Annotated in this window: 17 protein-coding genes, 1 tRNA gene and 1 pseudogene; 6 read left to right on the top strand and 13 right to left on the bottom strand. The window is 47.0% G+C overall.

Features of this window, described 5'->3' with window-relative positions; translation table 11 throughout:
- The first annotated feature begins 233 nt into the window (after positions 1-233).
- Together H6F66_RS24015 and H6F66_RS24020 are read left to right on the top strand one after the other, a co-directional pair.
- Positions 234-377 (top strand): hypothetical protein, encoded by a 144-nt coding sequence (locus tag H6F66_RS24015; protein WP_190426599.1) that lies wholly within the window; start codon positions 234-236, stop codon positions 375-377.
- Positions 378-405: 28 nt separating this feature from the next.
- Positions 406-1102: pseudogene (locus tag H6F66_RS24020) on the top strand (IS1 family transposase).
- Positions 1103-1249: 147 nt separating this feature from the next.
- Here the strand turns inward: H6F66_RS24020 and H6F66_RS24025 are convergent.
- Positions 1250-1323 (bottom strand) — tRNA-Pro (locus H6F66_RS24025).
- 136 nt (positions 1324-1459) lie between these two features.
- On the opposite strand from H6F66_RS24025, the gene lipA reads away from it, so the two are divergent.
- From lipA to H6F66_RS24045, 4 genes are all read left to right on the top strand, one after another.
- Positions 1460-2338, top strand: coding sequence for a lipoyl synthase (lipA, locus tag H6F66_RS24030; protein ID WP_190426602.1), 879 nt, complete (start codon positions 1460-1462; stop codon positions 2336-2338).
- A gap of 101 nt (positions 2339-2439) precedes the next feature.
- A complete protein-coding gene (locus tag H6F66_RS24035) occupies positions 2440-3360 on the top strand; it encodes an NAD(P)H-dependent glycerol-3-phosphate dehydrogenase (protein WP_190426812.1) in 921 nt (306 codons plus the stop codon).
- Between the two features lie 469 nt (positions 3361-3829).
- On the top strand, positions 3830-5101 hold the full coding sequence (gene sigC / locus H6F66_RS24040; protein ID WP_190426605.1) for an RNA polymerase sigma factor SigC: 1272 nt from the start codon (positions 3830-3832) through the stop codon (positions 5099-5101).
- A 281-nt stretch (positions 5102-5382) separates the two neighbouring features.
- Positions 5383-5838 (top strand): transcriptional repressor, encoded by a 456-nt coding sequence (locus tag H6F66_RS24045; RefSeq protein ID WP_190426608.1) that lies wholly within the window; start codon positions 5383-5385, stop codon positions 5836-5838.
- 81 nt (positions 5839-5919) lie between these two features.
- Here H6F66_RS24045 and H6F66_RS24050 read toward each other — a convergent pair whose 3' ends face one another.
- The 12 genes from H6F66_RS24050 to H6F66_RS24105 all read right to left on the bottom strand — a co-directional run bounded on the left by H6F66_RS24050 (position 5920) and on the right by H6F66_RS24105 (position 16037).
- Positions 5920-7080: a peptidoglycan-binding protein gene (locus tag H6F66_RS24050; protein WP_190426610.1), complete on the bottom strand. Its 1161-nt coding sequence runs from the start codon at positions 7078-7080 to the stop codon at positions 5920-5922.
- Positions 7081-7338: 258 nt separating this feature from the next.
- On the bottom strand, positions 7339-8292 hold the full coding sequence (locus H6F66_RS24055) for a peptidoglycan-binding protein (RefSeq protein ID WP_190426614.1): 954 nt from the start codon (positions 8290-8292) through the stop codon (positions 7339-7341).
- A gap of 70 nt (positions 8293-8362) precedes the next feature.
- A complete protein-coding gene (locus tag H6F66_RS28095) occupies positions 8363-9226 on the bottom strand; it encodes a peptidoglycan-binding protein (RefSeq protein WP_190426617.1) in 864 nt (287 codons plus the stop codon).
- 600 nt (positions 9227-9826) lie between these two features.
- Positions 9827-10288 (bottom strand): SH3 domain-containing protein, encoded by a 462-nt coding sequence (locus H6F66_RS24065; RefSeq protein ID WP_190426620.1) that lies wholly within the window; start codon positions 10286-10288, stop codon positions 9827-9829.
- Positions 10285-11814: an AAA family ATPase gene (locus H6F66_RS24070; protein WP_190426621.1), complete on the bottom strand. Its 1530-nt coding sequence runs from the start codon at positions 11812-11814 to the stop codon at positions 10285-10287. Before H6F66_RS24070 ends, H6F66_RS24065 begins: the two co-directional genes overlap by 4 nt.
- Before the next feature lie 88 nt (positions 11815-11902).
- Complete coding sequence (locus tag H6F66_RS24075) at positions 11903-12409, bottom strand: YceD family protein (RefSeq protein ID WP_190426624.1); 507 nt, start codon at positions 12407-12409, stop codon at positions 11903-11905.
- A 78-nt stretch (positions 12410-12487) separates the two neighbouring features.
- Entirely contained in the window at positions 12488-13003 is a 516-nt protein-coding gene (locus H6F66_RS24080) for a R3H domain-containing nucleic acid-binding protein (protein ID WP_190426627.1), read from the bottom strand.
- 2 nt (positions 13004-13005) lie between these two features.
- Entirely contained in the window at positions 13006-14169 is a 1164-nt protein-coding gene (yidC, locus tag H6F66_RS24085; RefSeq protein WP_190426630.1) for a membrane protein insertase YidC, read from the bottom strand.
- Between the two features lie 160 nt (positions 14170-14329).
- Positions 14330-14728 carry a PH domain-containing protein gene (locus H6F66_RS24090; protein WP_190426633.1) on the bottom strand — a complete coding sequence of 133 codons (399 nt, stop codon included), beginning with the start codon at positions 14726-14728 and terminating at the stop codon, positions 14330-14332.
- Positions 14718-15098: a ribonuclease P protein component gene (rnpA, locus tag H6F66_RS24095; RefSeq protein WP_190426636.1), complete on the bottom strand. Its 381-nt coding sequence runs from the start codon at positions 15096-15098 to the stop codon at positions 14718-14720. Before rnpA ends, H6F66_RS24090 begins: the two co-directional genes overlap by 11 nt.
- Positions 15099-15171: 73 nt before the next feature.
- Positions 15172-15309 carry a 50S ribosomal protein L34 gene (gene rpmH, locus H6F66_RS24100; RefSeq protein WP_190426639.1) on the bottom strand — a complete coding sequence of 46 codons (138 nt, stop codon included), beginning with the start codon at positions 15307-15309 and terminating at the stop codon, positions 15172-15174.
- Between the two features lie 194 nt (positions 15310-15503).
- Positions 15504-16037 carry a DUF2808 domain-containing protein gene (locus tag H6F66_RS24105; protein ID WP_190426642.1) on the bottom strand — a complete coding sequence of 178 codons (534 nt, stop codon included), beginning with the start codon at positions 16035-16037 and terminating at the stop codon, positions 15504-15506.
- Between the last annotated feature and the right edge of the window lie 235 nt (positions 16038-16272).

Raw genomic sequence — 16272 nt, forward strand, 5'->3', positions numbered from 1 at the left:
CTGAGACACTGTCTACAGTTTTTGTCTTCAGCCAGTACAACGCTTGAACTTTTTCTTTTTGTTCCGCCTTCTCAACTTTCAATAAGAGAGCTTTTAAAGTTTCTTCTGTTTCGGCTATTTCAATTTTTGTAACTCCTGGCATTTGAAGCTTTTCCTCTTAAAATCTTCTGTCTAAGTGTAGCAAAGTTTAAGGAAATTGATATTATGTGTACCGTTTCCAAGGAGAAAATAAAATGTTTTCACAACCCAAGCATGTTGATGCAGTAGGCGCTGACACCACAGGTAGTGGTTTTCTTACCCCTGATGCTGGCCCTGATACTTCACGCGCCGATTATGCTGATAATCAGGCAGATACTAATGACTCTGGCGTTGCATAATGGAAGTATGAATTGAGGTCAATTGAGGATGCAATGCCCTGAATGCGGTTCCACCCATATCCGTAAAAATGGGAAGAAACAAGGTAAACAAAATCACATTTGTGTTGTTTGTGGTCGCCAGTTCATCGAGCGCTACGAACCACCGAAAGGCTACTCAGATGAAGTCAAACGAGAATGTCTGAAAATGTATGTTAACGGCATGGGCTTTCGGGGTATCGAACGAGTCAAAGGTGTGCATGATACGACGGTGATTACTTGGGTCAAGCGCGTGGGACAACTGCTGCCTGATGCTTACGAGCCAGAGACTGTTCCCCTGGTGGGTGAGCTAGATGAATTAGAAACCTTTGTCGGTTCAAAAAAAATAAAATCTGGCTGTGGACGGCAGTTGACCACTTCAAGCAAGGGATCTTAGGGTGGGTCTTAGGTGACCACAGTGCAGAAACGTTTCGACCGTTGTGGGCAATTGTGCAGGCATGGCAGTGCTTGCTATTTCTATGTCACTGATGGATGGTCGGTTTATCCAGGCTTTATTCCAGACGGCGACCAGATTGTCAGCAAGACATACATGACACGGGTTGAGGGGGAAAACACAAGGCTTAGACACTCCGCGAGCTCGACTGCATCGCAAGACACTGTGCTATTCCAAATCTGAAGAACTACTGAGACACTCAATTAGATTGTTACTACATTATCTGAAATTCTGGGATGTTCCGGTTCCTCAATAATTCATACCGCTATTCAGCAACGCCATGACTCTAGCCACGATTATGACAACGTTGATGAACAAATTCCCGATACTTCACTCGAAGAATCTCAGACTAACGTTGCCGATCATCAAATGAGGATTATCGGTCGTACATCAGGTTGAAAAATCGGGATGACTGGATTCGAACCAGCGGCCCCTTCGTCCCGAACGAAGTGCGCTACCAAACTGCGCCACATCCCGTTACCATAAAGGCAATCTTAATCCACGATATCACGCCGAATCCCTTTTCACCAACCCACAGCAAGGGAAATTAACTCAAGCAGTAGGAATGCTTGATACTATAAACTCTGTATGACTACAGTGGGAAAAGCGGGTCGTGGCAGTTAAACCAGAATGGTTGCGGGTGAAAGCGCCTCAGTGGGAGCGCGTCGGCAATGTTAAAGAAATATTGCGGGATTTGGGGCTAAATACGGTTTGCGAAGAAGCATCTTGTCCCAACATTGGCGAGTGTTTTAACGCCGGGACAGCAACTTTCTTAATTATGGGGCCAGCCTGCACGCGAGCTTGTCCCTACTGCGATATAGATTTTGAGAAGAAGCCGCAACCGCTAGACGCATCGGAACCGGAAAGATTAGCGGAAGCTGTCCGACGGCTACGACTGAATCATGTAGTGATTACTTCTGTGAATCGGGATGATTTGCCAGATGGTGGTGCGTCTCAGTTTGTTCGCTGCATTGAAGCGGTTCGCGCCACCTCACCAAAGACAACAATTGAGGTGCTGATTCCTGACTTGTGTAGTAACTGGGAAGCGCTGGAGAAAATTCTGCAAGCTGCGCCAGAGGTGCTGAATCACAATACAGAAACAGTTCCGAGTCTTTATCGACGGGTGCGCCCTCAAGGAAATTATGCGCGATCGCTCGAATTGTTGCGTCTAACTCGTCAGATTGCACCTTGGGTTTATACTAAATCTGGCTTGATGGTGGGATTGGGAGAAACTGATGCCGAAATTCGGCAAGTTATGCAGGATTTGCGCGATGTAGACTGCGATATCTTGACTATCGGGCAATATCTGCAACCCACTCAGAAGCATTTAAAAGTTGATAGCTTCGTGACACCAGCCCAGTTTGACGCTTGGAGACAGTTTGGAGAATCGGTGGGATTTTTGCAAGTCGTCGCCTCTCCCCTCACCCGTAGCTCTTATCATGCTGAACAGGTACGCGAATTGATGCAACGCTATCCCCGAAGCAAATTTTAAATTTCTAGAGGCGAAGTATTGCTGCTGATAATTGGCTGGGATAAGTTAAAATTTCTGCTTGGCAATGCTTCGCCCTAACGGTGATTAATCCAAAATCCAAAATCCAAAATCCAAAATCGATAGTCATTCTGGGATCTGGTGCCTGGGGTACAACATTGGCATCTCTAGCGTCTAAGAATGGCTATGACGTGCGTTTGTGGTCGCGTCAGGGTTCTGTGCTACTAGAGGACATTCTAGAGGGCGCACATATTGTTTTATCAGCCATCTCAATGAAAGGTGTCGCCTCGGTGGTGGCGCAAGTACAATCTTTGCCTGTCTCCCCAGATACCATCTTCGTAACAGCAACCAAAGGGTTAGATCCAGCTGCCACAAGCACACCTTCGCAACTTTGGCAAGCGGCGTTCCCCACAAATCCCGTCGTTGTTCTGTCTGGCCCGAATCTTTCTAAAGAAATTCAACAGGGGTTGCCAGCAGCTACCGTAGTAGCCAGCACAGATGCGATCGCTGCCTCATCGGTGCAAGCGGTATTCTCTTCCCCAAGTTTTCGGGTTTATACCAATGCTGACCCTTTGGGAGTCGAACTGGGCGGTACGCTGAAAAACGTCATGGCGATCGCTGCTGGCACCTGCGACGGTTTACAACTAGGAACCAATGCCAAAGCCGCTTTATTAACCCGTGGCTTGACCGAAATCATCCGCATTGGCAACCACTGGGGCGCACAAACTGAAACGTTTTATGGTTTATCAGGACTTGGGGACTTACTCGCCACCTGCAACAGCAGCCTCAGCCGCAATTATCAGGTTGGTTATTTTTTGGCTCAAGGCAAGACGCTTTCTGAGGTTTTAGCTGAATTGGAAGGGACAGCTGAAGGTGTCAACACCACCTCAGTTTTGATTCAAAGAGCCAACGCAAAAGGAATTTCTGTTCCCATATCTTACCAGGTTTACCGCCTACTCCAAGGAGAAATTACCCCGCTCTCTGCGGTTGAGGCATTGATGCTTAGAGACAGCAAGCCAGAGTGATCCGATACAAGGATTTTGGATTTTGACATTAAGGATTTTGGATTGAAAAAAGGTCTTTTCCCAATAGCCCCCAATCCCCAGTCAGGGAACTTGTGCGAACAATATTCTTTCTAAGAATAGGTAATTCTTCAGGAAATGCTCTTGCTAGTGATGTAGATTAACCTAGCGTATTGACCCAAGTCACTACTCTGGGATTGATAGCTGCTTATACTAGCTCCTAAAGATAGAAATCTGAATCCTTCTGGAGACAGGTTTCTGGAAGTCAAATTGTCCTACTGTCAGCGCCAGCAGTTGATAGCGATGCGTGTACTAGGTGTCAAAGGAGCGGGGTCAAATAGAAACCCTGTTGGTGGGTGCGAGAAGTAATTAAAAGAACAATAAGCAGTAGTAGTTTCGTCTTGGAGAATGGGAATCCTAAATAAGTAGTGACTAACTGAAAGATTATTCCGGTCGCAATTGAGAGATCCCTATGCCAGCCACCCCTTTCTATACAGAGACAGAATTTGAACCGATCGCTCCTGACTTCAGCTTTGGGCTGTCAAGTCACGGCGACGACGATGGACCACCAGTAGACGATCTCAGTGAGCCTGAGATCGAAATGATAGACGCTCTTGATGAGCAACTCGACGAGTCCCGCCCCTCGACAAGTGCCAGTCGTCGTACAACCGATTTGGTGCGCTTATACCTTCAGGAAATTGGTCGGGTTCGTTTACTAGGGCGAGATGAAGAAGTCTCGGAAGCTCAAAAAGTCCAGCGTCATATGCGTTTGCTGGAGTTGAGAAGTGACGCTGCGACTAAGGGTGATGAAGTAATTAAACCCTATGTCCATCTGATTAATGTTCACGATCGTCTGGCTTCTCAACTAGGGCATCGTCCTTCTTTGGAACGCTGGGCGGCAGAAGCTGGTATTGAAGTAAGCAACCTGAAGCCCAGTTTGGCAGCAGGAAAGCGACGCTGGGCAGAGATAGCTATTCTGAATGTCGAGGAACTAGAGGCGATTCAGAATACTGGCATCCGCGCCAAAGAACACATGATCAAGGCTAACTTGCGCTTGGTCGTGTCGGTGGCGAAAAAATATCAAAATCGCGGCTTGGAATTGTTGGATTTAGTTCAGGAAGGAACTCTCGGACTAGAACGGGCGGTAGAGAAGTTCGATCCGACAAAGGGTTATCGGTTTAGCACCTATGCTTATTGGTGGATTCGTCAGGGGATTACGCGCGCGATCGCTACTCAAAGCCGCACCATCCGCCTTCCAGTTCACATCACCGAAAAGCTCAACAAAATCAAGAAAGCTCAGCGAAAAATTTCTCAAGAAAAAGGTCGCACCGCCACCATTGAAGATATCGGTCACGAGTTAGACATGACAGCCGAACAGGTGCGGGAAGTTTTGCTGCGCGTCCCCCGCTCTGTCTCTTTAGAAATTAAAGTTGGTAAGGAGAAAGACACTGAACTAGGCGACTTGCTAGAAACAGATAGCATCTCTCCCGAAGAAGTGTTAATGCGAGAAGCTTTACACCGCGATTTGCAGAATTTGCTTGACGATCTCACTAGCAGAGAGAGAGATGTGATTCAGATGCGGTTTGGCTTGGGAGATGGTCATCCTTATTCCTTGGCAGAAATTGGTCGCGCTTTGGATTTATCTAGAGAACGAGTCCGGCAAATTGAAGCCAAAGCCTTACAGAAGTTGCGCCAACCCAAGCGCCGCAACCGCGTGCGAGATTATCTGGAATCTTTAGGATAAAAGAACATAAAAGGTAAAAGGCAATTATCGAATTCTTTATGATTGCCTTTTACCTTTTATCTTTTACATGATTGCCTTTTAAGTAGTTTCGTCAAAAGTGAAAAGGCAATCATGTAAAAGACATAATTCTTTACTTCTACTTTTTCCTGTTTCCTTCTATACTTTCCTGCTTCTTGACTGCTTTGCTTATTAATTATCATTCTCAATAAGATAACTTTGTTGCAAATATTCTGGCAATTCGCTATCCTTCTCAATAGGGCTACTTTCTTGAGAAGGTAAATATGTCATTTTACACAGCAACCTCCCTCAAGGCTGAACTCAATGAGCGGGGCTGGCGTTTAACTCCCCAGCGGGAAACTATCCTAAATGTTTTTCAACATCTCCCCAGAGGTCAGCATCTCAGTGCGGAAGACCTTTACGAGCTGCTGCACAGCGAAAGTGAGGATATAAGCCTATCCACCATTTACCGAACTCTAAAGTTAATGGCTCGGCTGGGAATCCTACGCGAACTAGAACTGGCGGAAGGACATAAGCATTACGAACTCAATCAACCTTACCCGCATCACCACCATCATTTGATCTGTGTTCGGTGTAACAAGACGATTGAATTCAAGAATGACTCGATATTAAAAACAGGCACCCGAACCGCCAAAAAAGAGGGGTATCATCTGCTTGACTGTCAGTTGACGATTCACGCCGTCTGTCCCTCTTGCCAGCGGGCGTTACTGCCAATTTAAGCAAATACGAGCACTAGTTAGTACAGCGATGGGAAAACAGCCGCTAAACGAGCGATTAGCTTTTAAAGCTAATCGCCAAAGTTAGAAGCGTCCCTTCACAATGTCATCAGCACTGAGTCCATAGTCACGCTGTGCAGCTTCGACAGCTGCTTTGGTTTGCTTATCGAAAACACCATTTAACGGGCCGTTATAAAAGCCATTTTCTTTCAAACGCTTTTGCAAGGACAGCATACTAGAGCGATCGCTTGCTTTTGCGCTTGCCTTCTCTAATGCTGCTAAAGTATTTGGCCCCACAACTCCATCAGCAGGTAAGCGTTGTTCTTGCTGAAACTTGGTGATAGCATCTTTAGTTTCTTGGTCGAAGTAACCAGTTAACCGACCTTGATAGTATTCCATTTGCCGCAGCTGTCGCTGGACGGCTGCTACCTGTTGGCTAGTTTGACCGAATTGCACGAATGGGCCGGTAGAAACAACGGCTGGTTTTGCCGGAGTCCGAAACTCTCCATTTCCCACACCCAGTAAAGCCGCCTGCGTGTCTGTACCTGCAACGCCATCAACAGGCATTCCCGCCACTTTCTGAAATTGGGTAACGGCTGCTTTAGTTAACAGACCATAATAGCCAGTGGCATTTGCCTTCAAGTAACCCCGTTTTTGCAACTGCTGCTGGAGGGCGGCTACCTCTGCACCCTTGTCCCCTTCCTGCAAAGCGCCACGGCGACGGTTACTCACCTGTGGAGGGTTGCTCACCTGCGGACGAGTGACCCGTTGACGGTTCACCTGCGGACGGTTAACTAGCAGACGGTTGCTCACCTGCTGACGGTTACTTGCCTGTGTTTGGTTATTCCTCCTTGGAATGCTTAAAGCTGCCTCAGTTTGCGGCCCTACAATGCCATCTGGTGCTAGTCCTTTAGCTTTTTGGAATTGGATCACCGCCTCTGTGGTCAAGGGACCAAAATTTCCAGTGGCATTTGCCCTGAAGTAGCCTAGCTGTTGCAAACGTTTCTGGAGGGTAACTACCTCTGAACCACTTTCCCCAGGCTGAAGCGTTGCCAACGCGACCGATGCCATTCCCAAATAGCTTAAGCTAACTGCCAGCGATAGCATATACATACTCGCCGTGCTGGAAAGCTTTTTGCACTCCAGTCCCTGAAAAAACTTCTGGTTATTGAGGGCAGAAACTTGCTCGATGTTGACGGATTCCTCGTAGGCAAGAGCAAGATGGATATAGGCAAGAGTTTCCATAATTATCTAGGGCTTCTTTTGATAGCAAGTTTAGCAGGTCAATTTCAACAAATAGCCACACTTATAGTAACTATCAGCGGGACTCTTTCACTGCATCCAGCCGATAAGATTGTATAAGCGCATATTGCCTTTCAGCACTGCTTCGGGTTGAAGATATTCTTGCATTCAAATAGGAAGCCTTAGTTTTCTGGCATCTTATATTTTTTACCGCCAGTCTAGCTAGTTGATTAATAGGCTAGTAATTGTATCATATTTTTCTTATTGGCGATAGACTACCCGTGCATCAAGTCCACACGAGCGCAAAAACTCGGACTGACTTTCAGCCCTGTTGTAGTCAGGAAATGCGCCTGTTTGAACGTAATTCCCTAATCTCGAATCTGTCCTAAAATTCACAGAACCAACACGCAAACGCAAACACTGGCGCACGTCATCCAGTTCGTTTTCGCTCCCTGGTACGATCACTACATAGGAAAGGGGACGATTTCTAGCAACAGCACGACGGACTCCCAATTCCTCCAGGGTTTCCCGATCGAGACGACCGTCAGCGAATATATCGCTATCTCTTTGAAACTCCCTGATCGCCTGCCTGGTTCGTGAACCAATAATTCCATCGATGGGGCCAGGGTTGTAACCCAGCTGTCTTAACCGTAGCTGAACACTCCTATTAAAAGCGCGATCGCCTTCTCGAAATACGTCTCTTTCACCAAGGTTGTTGGTATCTGATCCTCTATCAATATTAGAAAAATCGTCTCTGATACCCGGCAATAGGTCATTTCCAAACTCAAAATTGTATTGTTGGCTCTGGGGCCGCCTAACGTTAAATAATGCTGCCCTGGTTGCCGAACCAACCTCGCCATCCGGTGCCAGTCCATTATTTCTCTGGAATTCGATTACAGCTGCTCTGGTCTGCGAACCAAAAAAGCCAGTAATAGATCCCCTGAAGTAGTTCAAATCTTGCAAACGTCTTTGGACCTCTGCCACTTCCGGATCTCTGCTTCCTTGCTGAAGCACCCTCTGTGCCAACGCATCGGAAGCCATGCCCAACACCACCAAGGAAACGGCCAGCGATAGAAAATGAATACTCGCTCTGCTAGAAAGCTTTTTCCAATTCAGTCCGGCAAAAAGTTTCTGGTTGTTCCAGATAGGAGAAAAACTGACTTCCTTGGGTGTCTCGTAGGCTAAGGAAATATGAAGATATGCTAGGGTTTCCACGGTTATTGCAGTATATTTATCTCGCCAGTCTAGCCGAAAAAATTCATCAAATAGCTATTCCTAAGAGTTGCTACCGTAAGTAAACAACCCTTGCTTGCAACCCACGCGATCGCAGCATTTCGGCTTGGCCTTCGGCGCTAGACGGATTGGGAAATGTCCCTGCATAAATATCTGCATCCTGCCTCGAATCCTTTGGATACGCATTAGACACGTATTGGCGCACTTGTAAAAGCGTCTCGCCACTTTCAGGGATGACTACGACCAAGTAGGGAGAATTTGAACTTCCAAGGTATCCCGCTGCAAACCAGGTTTCCTTCCCAACAATGCCGTCAACACGTAAACCTCTTTCTACCTGAAAACGCTTCACCGCTCGGGCCGTTTGCCCGCCATATTTCCCATCGATAGGGCCTTTGTAGAACCCGGCAGCTTTCAACCTTTGCTGCGCTTCTATGACTTCGGAACCGCGGTCGCCTATTCGCAGTCCGCGCACGCTGACACTCAAGCCTTCCGACTGCTTAGTTTTTGTGTTTTTGCCGCCCTCCATGTGACGCTTCAGCGCCGCTAGAGTTTGCGTACCCGCTATGCCGTCAGCAGCTAAGCCATTAGCTGCCTGAAACCGCTTTACGGCAGCTTGGGTTAACTTGCCATAATATCCAGTTACAGGCCCTTTATAGTATTTTGCCGCCATCAAGTTATTTTGCAGCGCCGTCACTTCTGCACCCCTGTCCTCTATTTGCATGGCGCTAGCGCTGGCGATCGCGCTTAGGATAGCTAGATTCAGCGCCAGCGATAGCATATAGATACTCGCTTTGCTGGAAAGCTTATGCCAGTTTAGTCCCTCAAAAAGTTTCAACTTCTTCAGGACAGGCGGAGTACCAGCGTCTGTAGTTTCCTCGTAGGCTACTGCCAGATGAAGATATGCAAGGGTTTCCATTATTGTCCTGCAAAACCAAAACCAATAGCCGCTAATCCACCTTATAGATGTTTTAGCTGCTGTTTTCGGCTTATTTTACGACAATTTAAGGGTTTATAGTTACTTACTTCAGGGATAGTTTATTAAAAATGATAATTGACGGTGTTACTTTGGATAAAATCTGTCCATTCACACCCATTTAAACTAAACCCTTGGAATCAAAAACTCAGGAAAGCAGCACTGGTAAAGCAGTAATTACCATAACTGCTAGGGAATGTTGACCTTGAGTTAGGGGCAAATAAGTGAAGTTTCTCTTTTCTCAAGGCTGCTATAACAGCAGATCCCAGTTTCTTGTTAGAGTTTTTGTCATACATAATTTGTTATCCATCGGTAAGGTGGAAAATGGCTGTAAGTAATGGTTTTTCAACCTACCACCTGCTCTTTACCTGCTGGAAAATTTGCAAGAATATGGCAATTAAAATTTAGCTAATCTTAACATACTGCTCAATTTCTTAGGGACGCGGCAATGCCATGCCCCGACGTAGCGCACCCAAGATGCCTGCGCTACGTCGGGGAGAGAAAAATCCCCATTGAAAATTTTAAATTTGCTGGTTGCTACGTTTATTCTGAGTCAACTCGCTTAACGTTACCAGCTTTGATCCAACCTTGTTGTTCGCCATTTTCTAGGCGTACTTGCTGCCACCTTTTATCGTCACTTTCTTTTATAACCACAACTCGCTGATTGAATCCAACCCCACCAACGCGGCTGGCTTCCAGACTGGGGTTCTCCCGTAGACTTAAGCCTTCTGGCCAGGTAACACTGGCTATGTAGGCTCCTGGTTCTAGTGGAGTCGAGGCTGTAGGAGTGGGACTCGCTGGAGCAGAGGACGCTGGTGTTGGTTTTTTGGACGCGATCGCCGCCTTGGCTTTCAGCACCGATTTATCGTTTGCATACATCGGCTTCGCGGGCGGTGTTGAGAGTTTAGTCAGGAAGTAATAAGCAGTGGCACCACCAGCCACCAGCAAAAGGGAGATCGCCAGGAAAAAACCGATTAGAAATTTTACTAACCCCGAAAAACTCATGAGGGTGATTCCGGTTGTTGCAACTTATGAAAGCGACTACTCAAACTACAGTGTCTCGAAGCCATACGGGCTTTACCTGCGGCTGCCCAATCTTGTAGAAACTGGATTTGCTCGCTTGCAGTCCGCGCCAGAGGTACAATCTGGCTGGCGGCTTCTAGAATATCATCTACGGTGAAGTCTCGGTTCTGGCTAAATCCAATGTGCATTGCTTCTATAAGCGTTTGCTCAATTTCTGCCCCGGAAAAGTCCGGTGTCTCGTATGCCAGCCGATCTAAATCGTAGCTATTCAAGTTGTGAGGCCGCAGTCGGGATAAGTGTACCGCAAAAATGGCACGACGTTCCTCTGTTTCTGGCAAACCGACAAAAAAGATTTCATCAAATCTGCCTTTCCGGAGCATTTCCGGCGGTAAAGCCTGAATGTTGTTAGCGGTGGCAACTACAAAAACTGGTGAGGTTTTTTCTGCCAGCCAGGTAATAAAGGTGCCAAAAACGCGGTTGCTGGTTCCGGCATCTCCTTTACCATCCATTCCAGAGAAGGCTTTGTCAATTTCATCTATCCATAGTACACAGGGAGCTAAGGCTTCTGCGAGTTGAATCATCTGTCTGGTGCGAGATTCTGATTCTCCCACCAATCCCCCAAAGAGTCGCCCAACGTCTAGGCGCAATAGGGGTAGGTGCCAGTGATGGGCGATGGCTTTTGCTGTTAGAGATTTCCCAGTTCCCTGAATTCCCACCAGCAGTAGACCTCTGGGATAAGGTAAACCATATTGCCTAGCTCGTTCTGAGAAGGCACCGCCTCGCCGCAGCAGCCAGTCTTTCAGGTTATCTAAACCGCCAATATCAGAAATTTTCTCGGTTGTCGGATAAAACTCTAATATTTGCGTCTGACGAATGCTCTGACGCTTTTCTTCTAGCACCAGTTCCACGTCTTCGGGACGCAGTTCGCCGTGGGTTGCGATCGCGCGTGCCAAAACCCGTCGAATCCGATCCATTGACAAACCTTGGCAGGAACGCACCAGTTCATCCAAGACTTTGCCGCCGAGAGATTTACCTGTCGCACCTAGCAGACGCTCTACTTCGTTCTTAATTTCTGCTGGTGCTGGCAGGGGAAATTCTATGACTGTCAAAACTTCGCCCAAGTCTGAGGGAATATTAACTTGCGGCGACACAATAACAATGTTTTTTGGCTGGGATTTCAGCCGCCGCGATAAATTCCGAAGTTTTCTGGAGACGGAAATATCTTCTAAAAAGCGGTGAAAATCTCTCAAAAGGAAGATTGCAGGGGAGGCTGCGGGTAATTTTTCTACAAATTCTAATGCTTGTAGGGGATTACGACGACCGAACCCGGCATCGTTGGGGTTGCCTTGGTAGCCATCAACAAAATCCCAGATATAGACTGCGCGATCGCCCGTTCGTTGAGCGCACTGTGCGATCACCGCTTCTACTCGCTCCTCTTCGGGAGTCGGAATATAAATTGCCGGATAACGGGCGCGTAGGAGCAGTTCAAACTCGTCACTGAAGCTCATATTGTTGTTAAGAAGGCTAATGGCTAATGGCTATTTACTCGCTTGTTCTAAATCCATTAGCCATTAGCCAATAACTAATGACTAATGACTATTTGGGCAGTTGTCTTTTGAGCGCTTCTAAAGCCTCCCAACGCCGATCTGAGGCCATTTCGGAGGCATTTTTATCGCCTGCTTGAATTCCCGAACAGTTTTTGTCACAGAGATTTCTGGGAGGAATTGCTAGACACAGCTGTTCGTACAACCAAACATCGGGGTGAAAATCACCGTATGGCGACAGCATTTCCACCAAATCTTCTAGCGGTGTCTCCCGTTCCAAAGGCCCGCTATCCGGTTTTTCGGCCGCTTCATCTAGCCAGATCATTTCTGAGGTATTAAGGGCTAGGCGGTGGTTATACTGTTGCAAGCAGCGGTGGCAGGTGAGTGTGGTAATTGCTTCTGCAACAGCAGAAACCTCAAGGTAATTTCCTTGATGGGTAACTTTTATCTGTCCGCGCACTGGGGTTAAGGTTTCCAGTTCCGGTAAAAACTCATCAATTTCTATTACTTCGGTGCGCTCTGGCGCTTTTGTCAATCCCGGAATATAAATCGTCTTCATAGTGATTCAGCCATCCTTCTTACAAAATTAAAAATGAAAAATTAAAAACTTAAGCTTTTAATTTTTCATTTTTAATTTTTAACTCCTCAGCCGCACAACCAACCTTCGATCTGGCTCCTGGCCTCGACTGTAGGTTTCTAAATCTTCGCTCTCTTGAAAATAGGTATGAACTTGACGACGTTCGGCTGAAGACAATGATTTCATTTCATATTCTTGACCAGTTTGGCGCACCTGCCCTGCGGCATATTCAGCCATTTCCAGTAGTTCTGCTTGCCGCTTTTGTCGATAGCCGTCGAGTTCAATGGTGTAAGCTGTTTGATTTTCCCGATCTTGGCCAAGGTTCAAAATCGAATTAGCAAGATACTGGATGGCATCAAGAGCAGTACCTTCAGTGCCAATTAAGGCTTGAATTTGTGCTGGTGTTAGTTTGGTTTCGTCGATAGTCAACCAGTAGCTTACTCCTGATTCTTCTGTTGGCGAGTCAATTGCTGGCTCGATCGCTTGCTTTTCGACTGTAACGCCTGTGGGAAATTTCCCTAACCGCAGAAGTTCTTCCAGCCACTGTTGACCCCGTTGCATTATGCGATCGCTCATGGCTAACTCGAAGCTTTTTTCTTAGATCGACCGGGTTCAAAGGGAAGTGCCTCTCTTTCCTTTGATTTTGTTTCTTTTTCTGTTTCTTTTTCTTGCACCTCTACCATTTTCTGGATATTTTCTGGCAGTGGTTCCCGCGACAGAATAAATGTCTGAGCGGTCTGAAAAATGTTGGCAATAACCATGTACATCAGCACTCCAGCTGGCAGGGGGAAGAACAAAAACATCCCTGAAAACAGGACTGGGGTGATTTTGTTTACCGTAGCTTGCTGTGCGTTTGCGTCGCCTGAACCGCTGTTCTGTCCAGAGAGAACCTGGTTGATATACAAACTGATGCCAAAAAACAGCACCATTCCGATGATATCCCAGTGGATAGTTCCGTCCTCATCAAAAGCGCCCACACGACCAAGCGCATCGATAAATAGGAATCCCTTATCTGCCGCCAGTCCCGGAACTATTCCCTGAATCGTTGCTTCCCCAGGCTGTAAAGCTTCCAGGGTTCCATCTTCATTCAACCGCACCCGATCTTCGCCTTTTGTCACCTTCCAATGAGGCACCAGCTTGGTTTCGGGATAGTCGGTGAGTAGTTGGGACAGGGGTTTTCCCTCAACACTTTGAAATTCTACTTTTGTTTTTTCCCCAATCGCAAGGCGATTGCCTCCAGGCAGCAAAGCTGCAATCGGAGCATGAACGCCATCGGTAAAGTAAATGTTTTGCGGTTTGGTTACAAAAGCTTGCGGTTGGATGCGTTCAATTTGTTCTTGAGGAAATATTTCCAGGTTGACGGAGTAGTTTACATCAGAAAACGGCGAACCCCGCAAGGTGGCGAACAAGGCAAACAGAACTGGCATTTGCACCAACACAGGGAAGCATCCTGCCAAAGGGTTGCCAAACTCTTTGAACAGCTTGCTCATTTCTTCCTGCTGTTTTGCCGGATCGTCTTTGTAGAGTTTCTGAATCTCTTCTTGTCGCTTTTTCATCAGCGGTTGAGTAACTTTCATCCGCCGCATATTGCGAATGGAACCTGCACTCAGTGGATAGAGTGCAAAGCGAATCACAAGTGTCAGCGCCACGATGGCGAGACCATAGCTTGGCACAATCCCGTAGAAGAAATCCAGGATTGGCAGCATGACATTATTGGAGAGAAACCCGATACCAAAGTCCATTCGTTCTGAGTCAAAGAGGGCGCTAGTAACTTGAAGTGAATCTAATCTAAATTTATCTAATGTTTCTCGTTTTGGGGGTTGTATAGCATCACAAAAGCTTCCCTGGCGCTGATTTTAGATTTTAAATGTTCCATCTAAAATTCTTCAGTAAGGAAGAATGCTACCCTAACGACTTGGAGGAACCACCCGGTTTCCCGGTTCTGGCTTCTACATTCTCGGTGATGTAATCATAAATTTCCCGGAATCTAGGCAGGGATCTGAGTTCTAGACGGCTACCATCTCTGAGGGTTAGCACCATGTCACCCCAGAGTCCAAGTCCTCTGGGAACTTTAACTGCCTTGACGATTTCTGAGTAGATGATGTCGGTGCGATCGCGCCCCATCCAACCACCCGTCACCGATATCCGGCGATCGGTAATCCGGTAGCGCAACCACAGCGATCGCACAATCGCTCCTACTGTCAGCGGCAAACAGATTACTGTGAATCCCAACAGAATATTTATAATCAAATCGCCAATATGCGGCCCACCTTCATAAAAGGTTTCCTCTTTAATCGCCATCTAGTACCTCTGCTTGTGCCAACAACTGCTCTAATTCTCGCAAAATTTGACCATAATCGCACTCAACTGCTGTCGGTCGCACCACCAGTACTAACCTCCAGCCTGGTGATAGTCGGGGCAACAGACAGCGAAAAGCTGCTCGAATTCGTCGCTTGATGCGGTTCCGGATTACTGCTTGTTTGCTGACTTTTAAGCTGATAGATATTCCTATCCGTGTCGGCACCTTACCAGTTCCCACACCAGTTGCGCCCCCAAGCGGCGACCTTAGCGCTCGTAAAGTTAAGTGAGTGGTATTGCGCCGCACTCCACTCTGATACACGGCTGTAAAATCTCGCCGATGCCGGAGTCGATTTGCTTTCGATAATGCCACTGGAAACTTCCTTACCTCGGTGGCTTGGAGAAGGTTGAAGGCGAAATTAATTCATCCTTCATCCTCCACCTTCCTAAACGCTAAGGCGATAACGTCCTTTTTTTCTCCGGGCTTTGATAACGTTCTGACCGTTTGTGGTACGCATCCGCGCCCGAAAACCGGATGTTCTTTTTTGTTTGCGGTTAGTCCCGCCGAGAGTCCGCTGAGTCATCGGTGATTACTCCTATAGCAATTGATGCTGTAAAAAAAAAAGTCACAATTCTCTAGCTTAGCACCAAATCGCTGGGAGTCCCTTTTACCCAATGGCTGGAAGGCTGTCTCCGTACAGGCAAAATGCCTGCAATAATTTGCTCTCTCAGTCCTCTTGCCTGCGCCAAGGACGTGAGAGAAGTTGCTTTTCCTTTGTTAATTAATACTCAAAATCCAGGTGCCGAGGTAACGCGGCAACGGTACATCACCGGGAGTGAGGATAGCAGCGTTGAAATAATAAACTCCCCCAAAAGGCGGGTTCTTCACGTTAGAGAACACCAATTCTACATTGTTCCCAGCCGGAACTGGCTCCTCCATATAAATTAGAACCTTGTGATTTTCTTTGTCCCAGTTAACCTCTCGAATGGGAAACTTTTTACCTTTGACACGCACCTCCATGCTTTTAGTGTCAAACTTGCCTTTGTAGTAGTCGGGATAAGAAACGATAAACTGGGCAGCGCCTAATTCCATTTTCTTGCCGGGAATCTTCAGCCGATAGCGATCCCAATTATCCGATTGACCGCCGAAATCTAAAAAGTAGGACAATTGATTTTGCCGCTCTACACCACTAAAGATGGTTAATCCAGGCAGATTCTGCGCCTGAGTCAGGGTGGAAAACCCCGTAAGCAAGCAACCAGTCGCCGCCAGAGCAGTCAGGAGGCGTCTTGTAGAGGATTTTGTGGACAACATAGGCTGATTCCCTCAACTGTAGATAGTGGGCTGGGCGTTACTAAACTTTACTGTTTTTGACTGTATCAGGTATTGTGAAATACCTGATGAATCGGTGCTTGTGACGTGGAAAGCTTATAAAAAGTGTCTCCCGTTGGGGGCGCGGGGACGTGGGAGATTTTTGTTGGTGGCCAAGCGCATGAGCATCTATGGCGAAGAGAGCTGCTGCATCACCGATCTCGCTTAACAGCCATCT

The sequence above is a fragment of the Trichocoleus sp. FACHB-6 genome, from assembly GCF_014695815.1.
GTDB lineage: Bacteria > Cyanobacteriota > Cyanobacteriia > Cyanobacteriales > FACHB-T130 > Funiculus > Funiculus sociatus.